Raw genomic sequence first — 14,375 nt, 5'->3', positions numbered from 1 at the left:
CCCCTACCCTGCGGCCATGGCCGGAGCCGACGCCCCCACCGCCCTCTTCACCGCCCTCGGCGGTGACCGCTTCCGAGCCACGGACCTCAGCCGGGGGCCGTGGGATGCCCAGGCGCTGCACGGCGGGCCCGTCGCCGCCCTCGCCGCCCGAGCTCTCGAGGCGGCGCTGGCCGCGACCCGGCGCGACGGAGACCCGTCCTTCCTCCCGGCCCGGTTCACCCTCGAGCTGGAGCGGCCCGTGGGTCTCGAGCCGATCGCGGTGCGGGCCGAGGTCACCCGACCCGGTCGATCAGTGCGCAGCGCCGAGGCGACGCTCCACGACGACGACGGCCGGCGCCTCGCTCAGGCCTCGCTGTTGGCGATCCGCGAGCGGGTCGAGCCCCTCGACCTCACCAGTGCGGTCCGACCCGATGACACCCCGCCGGCCCCACCTGGCCCACCGGCGGGCGAGACCTGGGAGACCTACCCGGGGCTCGCGTTCCACCGCGATGCGGTCGACCACGCCTTCGTCCGGGGGTCGTTCATCGACATCGGGCCGGCGACCGACTGGATCCGCCTCCGGGTGCCGATCATCGACGGCGAGGTGCCCTCACCGCTCCAACGGGTGGTCGCCGCGGCCGACTTCGGCAACGGCGTGTCCGCTGCGGTCCCCCACGCGAGCCACACCTTCATCAACCCCGACCTGGTCGTAGCCCTGCTCCGGGCGCCGGTGGGTGACGTGGTCGGGGTCGAGGCCGCCACCCGGGTGGAGCCGACCGGCATCGGGCTCACCGAGACGGTGTTGTGGGACACCCGAGGGCGGATCGGCCTGGCCACCCAGAGCCTCGTCGTCGAGGCTCGCTGACGCGCGCCGGGCTGAGAACGAACCGGTGAGCCGTCACCCGCCGATCGGTGTGCGGGTGCTCACCAGCTCGATCGGTGGGGACAGGGAGCCCCGCGTTCGCTGACCGGGCCGGTTCAGGCTCGGCTGGCGACCAGGTTGCGGCGCTCGGCCTCGCTGAGCCCGCCCCAGATGCCGTGGTTCTCACGAATCTTCAGCGCGTACTCCAGGCACGGTTCCGTGACGCTGCAGGTGCGACAGATCTCCTTGGCCCGCACCTCGCGGGCCGCCTTGTCGTCCCGGCGCTCGGAGCTCTCCGGCGGGTAGAACACGGCTGCGTGGGGACCACGACACGCGGCTCGAAGCTGCCATTCATCGTCGACTCGCTGTGCGCTCAACTGACGACTCCTTTCGGAGCTCTCGGCCCGTCGGGGCCGGGGCCCTAGCACTGCTGGAGGGAGCATCGGCAGCTACCTCCGGAGGATGTCGACCCTAGGACCGAGGTCACATGCGCACAAGGGAAACATTCGCGAGCGCTCGCTGCCTCACGCGAGCATCGGCGCAGGTCAGCAGGGGCGAGCGGCGCCGCTCCGTCGCCGGTGTCAGTCCCCGGCGTCGCGCTCCGAGCGGCGCTCGCGGTGGTCGCGCGCCGCGCCCTCCAGCGGCTCGACCTCGAGGAGGAGCCCGTCGACCTCGACCACGCGCACCGCGTCTCCGGCCGGCACCGGGGTGGCCCGGTTGGTGCGGGCCCGCCACGACGCGCCACGCACCCGTACCACGCCGTCGGGGTCGACGGAGGTGACCGCCTCACCCTCCTCGCCGATCATCCAGCCCCGTCCGATGGTGGGGGTCGAGAACCGGGTGCGGACCATGGCGGGCATGGCGCCGATGACGAACACGAGCATCCCGCCGATGCCCACGAGCAGCGTGATCCACGACAGCGACAGCCCCTCGTAGAGCAGCAGCGACCCGACGACAAGCGCCGCGGTGCCCACCGCCGTCCACACCCGCGGCACGCCCGTCTGCACATCGACGGCGTAGGCCACCACGGTGAGAACGAGCAGGGCGACGGCCCAGCCCCGCGCCGGCAGCACGGCGAGGCCGTAGCAGCCCAGCACCGTGCAGACCGCGCCGACCACGCCGGCGACACCGACACCGGCGGTGTAGAGCTCGAAGACGATGAGGGCCAGGCCGGCGAGCAGCAGGAGGTAGGCCACCGCCGGGCTGGCCACCGTGTGGAGCAGCTGGTCGAGGATCGGCAGCTTGGAGAACACAGGTATCGAGTCGCCGCTGACGCTTCGCTGGGCCCGCCCCTCCGCGTCCTCCACGACACGGGTCTCCACGCCGTCGAGGTCGATGAGGAAGGTGCCCAGCACGGGCGCCTCGCTCTCGGCCAGCTCCAGCTCGAGGGCTTCCTCCGCGCTCACCGTGCTGTCCTCGAGGCGGTCGAGGGCCGCCCGGAACGGCGCGCGGAAGCGAGCCTCGTCGACAACCGGGTCACCCAGGTCGCCGATCCGGCTCCCAGGGGCGACGCCGAGCGTGCAGGCCACCGCCGCGATCTGGGCCACCCCCTCGGTGGCCCGGGTACCCGACGGGCCGACCCACACCGCCACGGGGACCTCCGATGTCCGGACCCGCTCGACCAGCTCGGCCACGCGCGAGTCCGAGACGACCGTGCCCTTGCTGTTGACCTGGAGGATCAGCCAGGCAACGTCGGCCTCTTCGGCGTCGTCGATGCTGCGCTCGAGGAACCGGGCCAGCACCGGGTCGAGCAGACCGCTGACGGTCACCACCGAGAGGCGCCCGCCCCGCTCACCGGCTGTCGCGCACGACGGGGCGCCGCCCTCCTGGGCTCCGGCCGGGCGGGCCGGGGCGCCGACGAGGAGCGCGAGCAGGCCCAGCACGAGGGCCAGAGCACCGAGGCCGGTGGTGGTGGTCGATAGCCTGCGCACCGAGATGCCTCCTTGGTGCCGACGACGGTGAGTCACGCGAACCCTGAGCGGTTCTTCACCGCGTCTCGGGTCGTCATCGTCGCCGGGAAGGGAGGCGTCGGCAAAACGACGGTCACCGCGGCGCTCGCCCGAGCGGCGTCGCTCCGAGGCCTCACGCCGCTCATAGTGGAGCTGGAGGGCAAGTCGGGGCTGGCGTCGATGTTCGGTCGCGAGCCCCTCGACTACACCGAGGTCGTCCTGGCCGGTGCCGACGACGCTGCCGGCACCGGTGAGATCCGGGCCCGGTCCCTGACCCCCGACGACGCCCTGATCGAGTACCTGAACGACTCCGGGCTCAAGCGCCTCACCAAGCGCCTGGTCTCCTCCGGGGTCATCGACATGGTCGCCACTGCCATCCCCGGCATCCGCGACATCATCGTGCTGGGCAAGGTGAAGCAGATCGAGCAGGCCATGGCCGCCGGCGCAGGCGGCACCCCGGACCTGGTGCTCATCGACGCCCCCGCCGCGGGCCACGCCATCACGTTCCTCCGCTCGGCCCGAGGCCTCCTCGACGCGGTGCGGGTCGGTCCCATCCGGGGGCAGGCCACCGACGTGCAGACCATGCTCGCCGACCCCCGCCGCACGCAGGTCGTGCTGGTCACGCTGCCCGAGGAGACGCCGGTCAACGAGCTGGTCGAGACCGCCTTCAGCCTCGAGGACGAGGTGGGCATCAGCCTCGGCCCGGTGGTGGTGAACGGCCTCTACCCGGCGCTGGACGGGCTGGAGACCGATCCTGACACCGCCGCTACCGACGCCGGCACCAGGCTCCGCAAGGGCGAGAAGGCCAGCCTGGCCGAGGCTGCGGACTTCCGCGTCCACCGCATCGCCCTGCAGGCCGCCCAGCTCGTCCGCCTGGCCGAGAGCCTGCCGCTGCCCCAGGTCCGCCTGCCGTTCCTCTTCGAGGCCGAGATCGACCCCGCCGGCCTGAACACCCTGGCCGCCGCCGTGCTCGATGGCCTGGACGCCCTGCCCGAGGCCACCATCGACCCCGGCAACCACGCCGAGGACGCCTCGTGAGCCCTGACACGCCGAGCGTCGCCACCGGCGACGCGGCCGAGGCCGAGGCCCCAACGAGGATTGCGCCGGCGACACTCGAGGAGCTGGTCGAGCGGGCCGAGATCGTCATCTGCTGCGGCTCGGGCGGGGTGGGCAAGACGACCAGCGCCGCGGTCCTCGCCCTGCGGGCCGCGCAGCAGGGCCGGCGCGCCGTGGTCGTCACCATCGACCCCGCCCGACGCCTGGCCGACGCCCTGGGCCTCGACGGCATCGGCAACACGGCAACCCGGATCGAAGGGCCGTGGGCGGGTGAGCTCTCGGCGGTGATGCTCGACACCAAGTCGACCTTCGACTCGGTCGTGGCGCGCTACGCCGGCGACGACGAGCAGGCCGAGCGGATCCTCTCGAACCGGTTCTACCGCAACATCTCCGGGGCCCTGTCGGGCACCCAGGAGTACATGGCCATGGAAAAGCTCTACGAGCTCCAGGCCGACGACGCGTTCGACGTGGTTGTGGTGGACACGCCGCCGTCGCGCCACGCCCTCGACTTCCTCGACGCTCCCCGCAACCTGACCCGCTTCCTCGACCACCGCCTCTACCGGGTGCTCACCGCTCCCACCCGGGGCGTGATGAAGGCGGTCAACGCCGCCGCGGTGAGCTTCGTGCGGTCGGTGTCGAAGATCGTGGGTGCCGAGGTCTTCGACGACGCCATTGCCTTCTTCCAGGCCTTCGAGGGCATGGAGGAGGGGTTCCGGGAGCGGGCCGACGCCGTGCTCCAGCTGCTCGACGACCCCCGCACGGCGTTCGTCCTGGTCGCCTCGCCCCGCCGCGACACCGTGGCCGAGGCCCACTACTTCGCCGACCGGCTGGGTGAGGCGGACATCCCGGTCGCCGCGCTCATCGTGAACAAGGTCCACCCGAGCTTCAGCGACCAGCTGCCCGAGGCGCTGCGGGAGCGATCCCGGACCCTCGCCGGCGGTGATCTCGGCGGCCTGTACCGGAACCTGGCCGACTTCGCGCTCATCGCCGCCCGCGAGGACGAGCACCTCGACGGCCTGGCCGAACAGGTCGCCCCGGCGCCCGTCGTCCGGGTGCCGTACCTGCGCTCCGACGTGCACGACCTCGACGGTCTCACCGAGATCGCCGACCACCTCTTCGGCGCCCCGCCCTCCTGACCCCGCGGGTCAGCCGGTGGGGCCGTCGGCCAGCACCGCGACCGCCTTCTCGACGGTCTCCTCCACCGGGACGATGCGGTCGAAGCCGGTGGTGTGGAGCAGGCGCGTGAGCGTGGGTCGCCCGCACGCCACCGCGACCTCGCCGCCGGACTCCCGGGTGCGGCGGATGCCGCCGATGAGCGCCCCGAGGCCGGCGGAGTCCATGAACGGCACGTTCGACAGGTCGATGAGCAGGTGCGTGACCCCGGCGACCTCGCCCAGGGCCTCACGGAAGTCGTTGACCGTGTACGCGTCGAGCTCACCCACCGGGCGACACAGCGTGTAGGCGTCGGTCGCAACGACCTCGATCTCAAGCACTGGGGGCAGGACTCCTCGTTCGGCGGGGGCGACGGACCGGACCGTCACCACCCGATCAGGTGCGTTCGCCGGCACCCCGTCGGTGGTGGCGCGCGCGCATGGTACCGGTCCCGCCGGGTCGGGTCGCTGCCTCCCGACGTCGCGACCACCTGAGGGTCCGCGGCGCGCCGCTAGGGTTCCGCCGTGCCCACCGCCCGCACCGTGCTCCTGGCCACCGACGCCGATTGGGTCCGGGACGAGGTCGAAGCCGCGCTGGCCGACGACGACACCGGCATCGTCCGGGTGCGCACCGGGGCCGAGGTGATCGACACGGTCGCCGCCACCGAGCCCGACCTGGTGGTGCTCGACCTCCAGATCGGCAACATGGGCGGCATGGCGGCGTGCATGGCCCTGCGCCTCGAGGAAGGGGCCGGTCGCCTCGATCCGGTCCCGGTGCTGATGCTCCTCGACCGCCCCCACGACGAGTTCCTGGCCAAGCGGTCGGCCGCCGACGGGTGGCTCACCAAGCCGATCGACCCGTTCCGCCTGCGTCGGGCCGCGCTCGCCCTCTTCGCCGGGGGCGAGTGGCACGACGGTGTGAACCCGGGGCTCGACGCCGTCGCCCCCTGACGAGCGACCTGGCGCCGCACGCTCCCGGCGCCACCGGAGTCCATTGGAGGACGACGGCGGGGTGCGGGTAGCCTGAGCCTCTCACGGGGTGTGGCGCAGCTTGGCAGCGCGCTTCGTTCGGGACGAAGAGGTCGTGGGTTCAAATCCCGCCACCCCGACTGTGACCAGCCGTTGACGGCCCCCTCGACCGGAGGGGGGTCGTCGACGCCCGCGGGCCGGCCCGATGGAGGCGTGGACCGCGACCGGTTCTCCGTCGGGTTCGAGGACGACGATCTCCAGCAACCGGCCGGTCCGGTCGGCACCGGTGACCAACAAGCGATCACCATGGTCGACCACCCGGAACTCGACCCGTGCCGTGTGGCGGATGCCTTACGGGCCCGGCGTTCCCCGGCCGCGACGGTGTCAGATCAAGCCGAGACCGCCGTCGACCGAGAGGGTGGTGCCGGTGATGTAGGACGCCTCGTCGGAGAGGAGGAACACCGTCACCGCCGCGACCTCCCACGCCGTGCCCTGGCGACCGAGCGGCACCAGGGTGCGGCCGCGCGTCGGGCGACCCCGTGTGGCGGCCCGACCGAGGGGGGTGTCGATCAGGCCGGGGGCCACGACGTTCGACCGCACCCCTTGGCGGGCTCCTTCGAGGGCGACGTGTCGCGACAGGCCGATGAGGCCGGCCTTGGAGGCGTCGTAGGCGGGGAGGCGGCTCCCGGGCTGGAGGCCGGCGAGGGAGCCGATGAACACGAACGAACCACCGACGGTGAGCAGCGGCATCGCCAGGCGGGCGATCAGGAACGGACCGCGCAGGTTGACCGCGAGGGTCGCGTCCCAGTCGTCGGCCGACGTGCCGATCAGGCCACCGGCGCCGCGGCCGATGCCCGCGTTGCAGACCACGCCGGTGAGATCCCTCGCGGCGGCGACCATCTCGGCACACCCGTCCTCGTCGCTGACATCAGCCACCACGACGGTGGCCTCACCGCCGACGTCGCGCACCAGAGACGCCGTGACCCGCGCCGAGGTTTCGTCGCGATCGGCGCAGACGACCCGTGCCCCCTCGCGGGCGCAGGCGACCGAGATGGCCCGGCCGTTGCCCACCGGCGCGTCGGGCTCGGGCGACGGCATCGACCCGGCGCCGACGACGAGGACCGTGTGACCGAGCAGGCGCTCACCCATGGTCGGGCCCGGTCGGGAAGCCGGCCGCGCCCTCTTCGAGGGGCACACCCAGGCTGTTCAGGGTGAACGACACCAGGTGGTAGTGCCCGACCACCATCGGCACCTCGACCAGCTGGGCCTCGTCGTAGCGCTCGGCCAGCGCCGCCCACGTGGCGTCAGTGATGCATGAGTCGTCGTGCAGCTCATCGGCGGCGCGCAGCACCTCGGCGTCGAAGCGATCCCACCCCTCGGCGTCGGGGCCGGCGGCCACTCGTTCGATCTCGGTGTCGGTCAGGCCCGCTGTCCGGCCCACGATCACGTGCTGGGCCCACTCGTAGGTCGAGCCGCACAGCCACCCCGTGCGCAGCACCAGCAGCTCGCGCTCGCGTGCGGGGAGCTTCCCGGCCAGGAGCTTGCCGCCGAAGGGGAGCCAGCGAGCGAACAACCCGGGGTGGCGGACGAGCGTGGCGAAGATGTTGACCGTGGGGCCGTCCAGGCCCACCTGGGCCATCAGCTCGGTCTGGCGGTCGTCCATCTCGCCGGGCTCGAGGGGCGGGATCCGGGGCGTCGCCGGGCGGGGCCCTCGGTGCGCGGTCATCGGTGGTCGGCGACAGGAGACATCGCCCGGAGTCTGCCCCAACCGGCACCCGCCGGGTGTCACCTCCATCGCTCCGACCCCGGCGGCGGCCTCGACAGCCGCGAGGATGCACCCCATGGTCGAACGCTCCCCCGCGCCCGGTGCGCCGGAGGGCGAAGCGCCCTCCACCGTCGACTGGCTCTTCCGCAACCGGGAGACCGGGCGGATCACCATCGCCCAGTGGCCCAACCCGAGCATCGGGGTCTTCATCGCCGCCACCCTGGCCCGGCGGCTGCTCGACCCGGCCGGGACGATCGGCACCACGCTGACGGTGGTGGGCACCGGGGCCCTGCTCTGGTGGGCGCTCGACGAGGTGATCCGAGGCGTCAACCCGTGGCGCCGCATCCTGGGGACCGTCGTGCTGGTCGGCACCGGGGCGGGCCTCCTGCTCGACCGGTGATCGACGGAGGGCCGCGCCGCCCACCGGTCTCTGGTAACCCGAACGCCATGGACCTCCTCGAAGGCCTGGCCACCACCCGCGCCATCCGCCGCTACTGCCCCGAGCCGATCCCGGAGGATGACCTGGGCCGGATCCTCTGGCACGCCACCCGTGCCCCGTCGGGCTCGAACCGCCAGCCGTTCCGCTTCCTCGTCCTCCGCGACGGACCGTCGGCCCGCACTGCCCGGGCGATCCTCGGCGAGGGCTTCCGGGCGGCATGGGGCACCAAGGCCGCTGCCGACGGGTACCAGGCGGGCTCGGGTGCCGACCGCAGCTCCCCCAAGGCCCGCATGGCGGCGACGATGCAGCACTTCGTCGACCACGTCGAGGAGGTGCCGGCCATCGTGCTCGCCGGCTACGGCCGGCACCGGGCCGTGGACCCCCACGAGGGCGCGTCGGTCTACCCGGCGTGCCAGAACCTCCTGCTCGCGGCCCGGGCTCTCGGCTACGGCGGGGTGATGACGATGTGGCACGCCCTCGTCGAGGACGAGCTGCGGGCGGCGGTCGGCCTGCCCGACGACGTCGTCATCGCGGCGACGATCTGCCTCGGCCGCCCGGTGGGCGCCCACGGTCCCGTCCGCCGGCGGCCCGTCGGCGAGCTCGTCTTCGACGACAGGTGGGGCGAGAGCGCGACGTGGGCCCAGGACCCGCCCGGCACCCGTTTCACCTCGGCCGGACCGCCCCGCCCGAGCCCCCGCTGACGGCCGATGCGACGGTGCGCCCAGCCTCGATCAGAGGGGGAAGCGGCGTCGGAGCCAGTCGCGTGACTATCACTGAGCCGAGCCTTCGATACTCGGCTCAGCCGAGTACGTGTTGTGGAACGTTGCCTCGCCGGGCCGGCGGTCCGTCGCTCAGGTCCACCGGGCTCGCGCCGGAGTCCGTAGCCTGGAGAAGCGATGCGCCCGACGCCCCCGACCAACCCGACCCAGGCGCTCCGGGCCCTGGCCGTGTCGGACACGCACCTGTCGGCCGAGACCCTCGACCGCATGCCCCCGGAGGTCTGGGAGATGGCCACCGAGGCCGACGTGGTGCTCCACGCCGGTGACGTGGTGCACCCGGCGGTGCTCGACGCTCTCGCCGCCCGGGCCCCGGTGCACGCCGTGCTCGGCAACAACGACCACCCCCTCGTCGGCACCCTGCCCGAGACGCTCGAGGTCGACCTGGCCGGCGTGCGGGTGGCCATGGTCCACGACTCAGGGGCCACCGCCGGGCGCCACCGCCGCCTGGCCCGCCGCTTCCCTGACGCCGAGGTGGTGATCTTCGGCCACAGCCACCACCCGATGGTCGATCGGGAGGACGGCGGACCGCTGTTGGTCAACCCCGGCTCGCCCGTGCAACGCCGGCGCCAGCCCGTGCACACCGTGGCCTGGCTCGAGCTGGCCAAGGGTCGCGCGCCCACCGCGGCGCTGGTCGAGGTCGGTCCGCGGGCAACGGGCTGAGCCGGGCAGCGGTCGACGCCACCTCGGATAGGAGGTTCCGGCGGGTGGGCCGGCGTGCGGGTTCAGGGGGCGAGCCAGCGCCGGACCCGGGTCTGGAGCTGATCGACGTTCACGTTCTTGGCGGCACTGACCCACAGGACGTCGCCCGCCTCGAGCCCCAGGCCGGCGGCCAGGTCGCGCTTGCGCCGCTCGCGCACCGAGGACTTCACCTTGTCGTGCTTGGTGGCGACCACGGTGTAGGGCCGATCGTGGTGGTCGAGCCACTCCAGCATCTGAACGTCGAGCGGGGTGGGACCGATCTCCCCGTCGACCAGGACGAGGATCGTGACCAGCTCGTCGCGCCCGAGGAGATACCCCTCGATCATGTGTTGCCAGCCGGCTCGCATCTTCTGCGGAGCCTTGGCGTAGCCGTAGCCCGGGCAGTCGACGACGGTCGCGTCACCGACGCCGCCGGTGGCCTCGTCCAGGGTGAAGCAGTTGAGCAGGCGCGTGCGGCCCGGGGTCTTGGAGACGTGGGCCAGGCGGGTCTGGTTGGCCAGGGCGTTGAGCAGCGAGGACTTGCCCACGTTCGACCGCCCGACGACGGCGACCTCGGCGCGCGTCGCCGGCAACCGGGCGATGTCGTCGGCCGAGGTGACGAACGTGAGCTGCAGCGGACCCTTCCTCACGCCCGAACCCTTGCGCGCCGGGTCAGGCCGAAGGGCGAGTGGTGGTGGCCGGCTCCCCGCCCGTCGGGGCGGTGGTGGGCGGCGCGGTCGTGGCCGGCGGATCGCTCCCGCCCTCACCCGCGTCACCGGCGCGACGGCCGGCCAGCTCGCGGGCGATCGCCTCGGCCTCCTCGACCTGTTCGCCGTAGGTCGCGAAGTCGCGATCGTCGAGCGCGGCGTCGGCGGCGTCGAAGGCCCCCTCGAGCCGGGTCACCAGCTCGTCATCGTCGAGCTCGGCCAGCGCCGGGTCGGGGTCCTCCGCCGGATCCTCCTCGGGGTCCTCGGTCGGGTCACCGGGCGGGTCCGGCACCTCGGAGTCCTCGGGATCGTCGGGCGGCTCGGGCTCGTCCCCCGCATCGCCGGGCTCGCCGTCCGGGTCGTCGGCCGGGTCCTCCGCCTCGTCGTCCTCGACAGGTTCCTCGAGGGTCCCGACCGACACGCCGAAGATCTCCTCCAACGCCTCGTCGAGCGTCGGCGCCACCGCCACCTCGCTCTCGTCGGGCCCGGTCTGGAACGACACCACGACCTGGGTGATGCGCGGCACGCGGGTCGACTCCGCGGTGACGTAGATGGACCGGATGTAGAGGATCGACTCCTCGATCGGAACGAGCAGGACGTTGCCGAAGCTGATCTCGCTCCCCTCGCGACCGAGGAGCGTCTGGAGGGTGGCGACCTCCTCGTCCTGCTGCATGCCGGCCGCGGCGACGCCAGGGCCGTTGGGCAAGCGGCCCGACGGGATGGTGAAGCTGACCAGCTCACCTTCGGGCGTAGCGGTCATGAACGCGGTCAGCTGACCTCGCGAGGCCGGGGTGAAGGGCCGGAGCATCACGAAGGACTCCTGCTCCTCCCCCGGCAGCCGGATCAGCTGGTAGGTGGGATCGATGCCCCGGCTCGCGGTCGAGGTGGGCCGCACCACCGTGGCGTCCGCGGTGGTCGTGGTCGTCGTGGTCGGGGTGTCGGGGTCGATGGTGTCGGGCGACGGGGCCACCGTCCAGGCCGCGGTGCCCTGCAACAGCTGGTCGGGGTCCTCCACGTGGTAGCGGCCCCACATCGAGGTCTGCACCCGGAACAGGTCCTCGGGGAACCGGAAGTGGTCCTGGAGGTCGGCCGACGCCTCCTCGACGGGGGTGAACAGGTCGGGGAAGGCCTTGTCGTAGGAGCGGATGAGCGGGTCGTCCCGGCTCGTGACGTACATCTCGACCGAGCCGTCGTACGCGTCGACGACCGCCTTGACCGAGTTCCGCGCGTAGTTGAACGAGCGACTCGACAGGTCGCTGTTCTCGGGGATGTCGTTGCCCACCGCATCGACGCTCTGGGCGTTGGGGTAGCGGTCAGTGGTGGTGTAGGCGTCGATGACGTACACGACGCGGCCGTTCAGCACCACCGCGTAGGGATCGTGGTCGAAGGCGAGGAACGGCGCCAGGTTGCGCACCCGTTCGAGCACGTCGCGTCGCAGCAGGATCTTGGAGCTGGGCGTGATGCTCGAGGAGATCAGCGGTTCGATCTGGCCGAAGCGCAGGGCGAAGGCGGCCCGGCGCACCGCGCTGTCGAGCGGCACGCCGTCGGCGCCCATGTAGTTCTCGAACTGGCTGTCGCCGTCGTCGTCCTGGAACAGGAGCTCGTCGCGCGTGGTGTTGACGATCTTGTAGCCGGGCTGCCCCTCGCCGAAGTAGAGCGACGGCTGGCCCGACGGCCCGTCCAGGCTCGGGTACCCCTCGTCGACGTCGATCGGGATGTCCTTGGCCACCAGGTCGGGGGAGCCGTCACCGGTCTTGGCGTTGGCCGGGGCCATGATGACCCCGTAGCCCGAGGTGTAGACGAGCCGGGTCGACTCCCACCCGCTGTTGGGCAGCTGGGCGTCGTTGATCTGGCGGGTCGCCACCATCACCTGCTGGGTGCGGCCGTCGACGGTGTAGCGATCGACGTCGACGTCGGGGATCTCGTAGAACTCGCGCAGGCCCTGGAGGCGCTGGAAGGTCTGCTGGAGCTGCTCGGTGTCCCAGAGGCGGATGTTGCGCACCGTCCCGGTGTTGTCCGCGAGCTGGTCGCCGGTCAGCTCACCGTCGGCCTGGAACGATCGCTCCTCGATGCCCGAGAGGCCGAGGGCGGTCCGCGTCGCTTCGATGTTGTTCGCGATGTACTGCGCCTCCAACGCCGATTCCCGGGGCTCCACCCGGAAGCGCTGGACGAAGGCGGGGACCGCCTCACCGGCGAGCACAGCCACCAGGCCCCAGAGGCCCACCGCGATCACCGGCAGGACCCAACCCCGTCGCCAGATGTTCACCAGGAACAGGGCGGTGGCGAAGAAGGAGATCATGATCAGCAGGTAGATCGCCTTCAGCTGCACGTTGACGTCGGTGTAGGTGGCCCCGTGGACCGGACCGCGCGTGGAGAACACCAGCTCGTAGCGGTCGAGGAAGTACTGCGCGGCGCGCACCAGGGCGAGGGCGGCGAGCAGCACCGACACGTGCGCCTTGACCTGGGCGCTCACCCGATCCTTGGTGGCCTGCATGCGGATGCCGCCGTTCAGGTAGTGGCTGATCAGGGTGGCCACCAGCACGACGACGAGGGACGAGAAGAGCCACCCGACCACGAACCGCAGGAACGGCAGCTGGAAGACGTAGAACCCGAGGTCGATCCCGAAGGTCTCGTCCTTGCGGCCGAAGGTCGAGGCGTTGCGGAACAGCAGCCAGTTGTTCCACTGCGAGGCGGTGCCGCTGCCGGCTATCAGGGCCAGCAGCGAGGCGGTTCCGCCCCGGACCAGCCGCGATCGGCGCCCCACCAGCTCGCGGTAGCGCAGGACCAGCTCGTCCTCGCTGGAACCCCCGAAGCGGACGGTGCGACCGCTCAGGCGCTCGGCCACGGCCAGGTTTACCCAGATGAGCGCGAAGAACACCAGCGTGAAGACGACGACGAGCGACGACTTGGCGCCGAGGATGCCGCGCCACACGCTGCTGAGGTCGAGGGACGCGAACCAGAGGTACTCCGTGTAGAAGCCGGCGATCCCGCGCAACGACGTGGCCAGCACGAACAGGGCGACGAGGGCCGCGATGAGGATGACCCGACCCCGACCCGTGGGGAGTCGTCGGCGGCGTTCCGCCGGCGGCCGGCGGGGCATGTCGGAGGGGGGGCGCATACCGGCGGCAGCCTACTGACGGCCCCCCCGTTCGACGGGTCGGACCCGCGTCGCCCGGGCCGGCACCCGATCAGGCGGGGGCGGCCACCCGCTCGCCCACGACCAGGCACCGGCACCCGGGGTGTGCGGGAGGGTGGACGTGGCCGGTCGGGAACGGCTCACCCGAGGGGACCGAGCCGGCCAGGGCATCGTCCTCGCAGTCGGGGCAGGCGGGGCTGGCGGGATCCGGGACCCATCGCACGAGGACCCCAGCGGGGCGGACCGCGCACTGGCCCTCACCGAAGGCGGAGAGGACGTGGTGCCGGGTGGCCTCGACCAGGCGGTCGGTCTTCCACTCCCGGTAGGTGGCGCGGAGGCGATCGGAGGTGTCCTCGGCGTCCTCGCCGCCGTCGAAGCAGCGCTCGACCCGGGATCGGACGACACCGGCCAGCGACCGGGCCAGCTCCGCGACGATCTCCTGAACGGTGATCGAGGTGGGCAGCGAGGCGCCCTCGAACGCCGCGCCCTCCTCGGCCGCGGCCACCAGGTCCTCGCCGACGACCGCCGCGTAGGCCGCGACCTGCTCATCGACGGGGAGGATGTCGTCGAGGCTCGGATGGCCCCGCAGCCGCCGGACACCGTCGAGCACCTGGCCCTGCTCGTCGGCCAGCACCCGCTTGAGCTTGCGGGCGATGCGGTTCTCGATGGGCGCGATCGCCCCGTCGCGGCGCTCGAGCAGGCTGATCAGCTCCTCCTCGGCCCCCGGGGGTGCGGACCCCTCGGATGCCTCGACGGCCGGGACCTCCTCGGGCCGCGGGGCCTCCCCCGGCGTCGGGACGGTCACCGCCGGCTCGGGGTCGGGGTCGGGGTCGGGGTCGGGGTCGGGGTCGGGGTCGGGGTCGGGGTCGGGGTCGGGGTCGGGGTCGGGGTCGGGGTCGGGGTCG

General features: G+C 72.6%; 15 protein-coding genes and 1 tRNA gene. 8 read left to right on the top strand and 8 right to left on the bottom strand.

Annotated elements, in window-relative coordinates; genetic code table 11:
• Positions 1-16 precede the first annotated feature (16 nt).
• Positions 17-844 (top strand): acyl-CoA thioesterase domain-containing protein, encoded by an 828-nt coding sequence (locus tag VNL12_RS14440; RefSeq protein ID WP_325595643.1) that lies wholly within the window; start codon positions 17-19, stop codon positions 842-844.
• Between the two features lie 113 nt (positions 845-957).
• On the opposite strand, the gene VNL12_RS14435 is transcribed toward VNL12_RS14440, so the two are convergent.
• Together VNL12_RS14435 and VNL12_RS14430 are read right to left on the bottom strand one after the other, a co-directional pair.
• Positions 958-1,218, bottom strand: coding sequence for a WhiB family transcriptional regulator (locus VNL12_RS14435; protein WP_325595642.1), 261 nt, complete (start codon positions 1,216-1,218; stop codon positions 958-960).
• A gap of 204 nt (positions 1,219-1,422) precedes the next feature.
• On the bottom strand, positions 1,423-2,772 hold the full coding sequence (locus VNL12_RS14430) for an NfeD family protein (protein WP_325595641.1): 1,350 nt from the start codon (positions 2,770-2,772) through the stop codon (positions 1,423-1,425).
• Between the two features lie 27 nt (positions 2,773-2,799).
• Between VNL12_RS14430 and VNL12_RS14425 the strand changes: the two genes are divergently transcribed.
• Both VNL12_RS14425 and VNL12_RS14420 read left to right on the top strand, forming a co-directional pair.
• Positions 2,800-3,828: an ArsA-related P-loop ATPase gene (locus VNL12_RS14425; protein ID WP_325595640.1), complete on the top strand. Its 1,029-nt coding sequence runs from the start codon at positions 2,800-2,802 to the stop codon at positions 3,826-3,828.
• Positions 3,825-4,982, top strand: coding sequence for an ArsA family ATPase (locus VNL12_RS14420; protein ID WP_325595639.1), 1,158 nt, complete (start codon positions 3,825-3,827; stop codon positions 4,980-4,982). The genes VNL12_RS14425 and VNL12_RS14420 overlap by 4 nt, the downstream gene beginning before the upstream one ends.
• Positions 4,983-4,991: 9 nt before the next feature.
• Here the strand turns inward: VNL12_RS14420 and VNL12_RS14415 are convergent, their stop codons facing one another.
• Complete coding sequence (locus VNL12_RS14415) at positions 4,992-5,339, bottom strand: STAS domain-containing protein (RefSeq protein ID WP_325595638.1); 348 nt, start codon at positions 5,337-5,339, stop codon at positions 4,992-4,994.
• 183 nt (positions 5,340-5,522) lie between these two features.
• On the opposite strand from VNL12_RS14415, the gene VNL12_RS14410 reads away from it, so the two are divergent.
• The gene (locus tag VNL12_RS14410; protein WP_325595637.1) at positions 5,523-5,948 is read left to right on the top strand and encodes a response regulator; all 426 of its coding nucleotides are present in this window, start codon (positions 5,523-5,525) and stop codon (positions 5,946-5,948) included.
• Positions 5,949-6,032: 84 nt separating this feature from the next.
• A tRNA-Pro gene (locus VNL12_RS14405) sits at positions 6,033-6,106 on the top strand.
• Between the two features lie 244 nt (positions 6,107-6,350).
• Here VNL12_RS14405 and VNL12_RS14400 read toward each other — a convergent pair.
• Together VNL12_RS14400 and VNL12_RS14395 are read right to left on the bottom strand one after the other, a co-directional pair.
• Complete coding sequence (locus VNL12_RS14400; RefSeq protein ID WP_325595636.1) at positions 6,351-7,115, bottom strand: SDR family oxidoreductase; 765 nt, start codon at positions 7,113-7,115, stop codon at positions 6,351-6,353.
• Positions 7,108-7,692 carry a carboxymuconolactone decarboxylase family protein gene (locus tag VNL12_RS14395; protein ID WP_325595635.1) on the bottom strand — a complete coding sequence of 195 codons (585 nt, stop codon included), beginning with the start codon at positions 7,690-7,692 and terminating at the stop codon, positions 7,108-7,110. Before VNL12_RS14395 ends, VNL12_RS14400 begins: the two co-directional genes overlap by 8 nt.
• Before the next feature lie 115 nt (positions 7,693-7,807).
• Here VNL12_RS14395 and VNL12_RS14390 point away from each other — a divergent pair, with 115 nt between their 5' ends.
• The 3 genes from VNL12_RS14390 (at position 7,808) to VNL12_RS14380 (ending at position 9,609) form a co-directional block, all read left to right on the top strand.
• The gene (locus VNL12_RS14390) at positions 7,808-8,131 is read left to right on the top strand and encodes a hypothetical protein (protein WP_325595634.1); all 324 of its coding nucleotides are present in this window, start codon (positions 7,808-7,810) and stop codon (positions 8,129-8,131) included.
• Positions 8,132-8,178: 47 nt separating this feature from the next.
• A complete protein-coding gene (locus tag VNL12_RS14385; protein ID WP_325595633.1) occupies positions 8,179-8,871 on the top strand; it encodes a nitroreductase family protein in 693 nt (230 codons plus the stop codon).
• 195 nt (positions 8,872-9,066) lie between these two features.
• Positions 9,067-9,609, top strand: a complete 543-nt coding sequence (locus tag VNL12_RS14380; protein ID WP_325595632.1) for a metallophosphoesterase family protein — start codon at positions 9,067-9,069, stop codon at positions 9,607-9,609.
• Between the two features lie 62 nt (positions 9,610-9,671).
• Here the strand turns inward: VNL12_RS14380 and yihA are convergent, their stop codons facing one another.
• The 3 genes from yihA to VNL12_RS14365 form a co-directional block, all read right to left on the bottom strand.
• Positions 9,672-10,277, bottom strand: a complete 606-nt coding sequence (yihA, locus tag VNL12_RS14375) for a ribosome biogenesis GTP-binding protein YihA/YsxC (RefSeq protein WP_325595631.1) — start codon at positions 10,275-10,277, stop codon at positions 9,672-9,674.
• Between the two features lie 22 nt (positions 10,278-10,299).
• A complete protein-coding gene (locus tag VNL12_RS14370; protein WP_325595630.1) occupies positions 10,300-13,452 on the bottom strand; it encodes a UPF0182 family protein in 3,153 nt (1,050 codons plus the stop codon).
• Between the two features lie 70 nt (positions 13,453-13,522).
• Positions 13,523-14,375: hypothetical protein (locus tag VNL12_RS14365; protein ID WP_325595629.1), on the bottom strand; the 853-nt coding region annotated here is incomplete at its 5' end.

The organism is Iamia sp. (genome assembly GCF_035575815.1).
Taxonomy (GTDB): Bacteria; Actinomycetota; Acidimicrobiia; order Acidimicrobiales; family Iamiaceae; genus Iamia.
The sequence above is the reverse complement of the archived record's forward strand: the minus strand, read 5'-3'. Positions and strand labels throughout refer to the sequence as shown.

Coding starts and splice junctions, on each gene's coding strand:
- VNL12_RS14440 (WP_325595643.1), top strand. CDS start 17: ATGGCCGGAGCCGACGCCCCCACCGCCCTCTTCACCGCCCTCGGCGGT.
- VNL12_RS14400 (WP_325595636.1), bottom strand. CDS start 7,115: ATGGGTGAGCGCCTGCTCGGTCACACGGTCCTCGTCGTCGGCGCCGGG.
- VNL12_RS14395 (WP_325595635.1), bottom strand. CDS start 7,692: ATGACCGCGCACCGAGGGCCCCGCCCGGCGACGCCCCGGATCCCGCCC.
- VNL12_RS14390 (WP_325595634.1), top strand. CDS start 7,808: ATGGTCGAACGCTCCCCCGCGCCCGGTGCGCCGGAGGGCGAAGCGCCC.
- VNL12_RS14385 (WP_325595633.1), top strand. CDS start 8,179: ATGGACCTCCTCGAAGGCCTGGCCACCACCCGCGCCATCCGCCGCTAC.
- VNL12_RS14380 (WP_325595632.1), top strand. CDS start 9,067: ATGCGCCCGACGCCCCCGACCAACCCGACCCAGGCGCTCCGGGCCCTG.
- VNL12_RS14370 (WP_325595630.1), bottom strand. CDS start 13,452: ATGCGCCCCCCCTCCGACATGCCCCGCCGGCCGCCGGCGGAACGCCGC.